1 protein-coding gene is annotated in these 658 nt (G+C 39.8%); it reads left to right on the top strand.

The window, feature by feature from the left end; genetic code table 11:
- Positions 1–126: 126 nt before the first annotated feature.
- Positions 127–658 (top strand): DUF6431 domain-containing protein (locus AC6HVZ_RS19620; protein WP_497559800.1); only part of this gene is annotated, 532 nt, incomplete at its 3' end.

The raw sequence follows: 658 nt of genomic DNA, 5'->3' as shown, positions 1-658 counted from the left end.
CATAAAAGAGCCGACATTCTTTGTGACCATGGTATAATGGTCACAAAGAATGTCGGCTCTAATCTTTTTATCTTTTAGAAAGGAAAAACTCATTTGTCCTCCCTTTGCTTGGCGGCGAAGGGACAAATGAGCTTCCAATACCATATGCCTATTTTACTAAATTATTTTAAATCTATCAAGTGTTATATAAGCTCCATTGAAAATATACAAATTGATGTCTTTTGTCCGTGTTGTGGGCGACGTTTGTGGAAACACGGTAAATATGAGCGAACGGTTCACCATAAGTATCGCTCCTATATTATTCCTATTTTAAGATTTCGATGTTCGGATTGTAAGAATACACACGCTCTTATTCCGTGTTTTATTAAACCTTGGGCAAGGTTCGCTAATCATATTTGGGAATTTTTAGGGAGGTTTTTGTTGGAGGGCATTCCCAAGTGCCAACTTCCGGAACTGCTTTCGAGTGAGCGAACGTCTGTTATTTCCTTGAAGACAGTTTATCGTTGGGTCGCACAGCTAAAAGAAAGAACCTCAGCTTGGGGAAACGAACAACGCATCCAGTTGGTCCGTGATTACGAGGCAGGAGATAGCTTGCTTCCATTATATCGAAATGGGGTTCACATAAATGAGGAATGGGGCTTTTTTCTTTTCCATTTCT

This window comes from Oceanobacillus sp. NCCP-135, from assembly GCF_059698015.1.
Note: the sequence above shows the minus strand (reverse complement) of the source record. Positions and strands in the feature narration are given on the sequence as shown.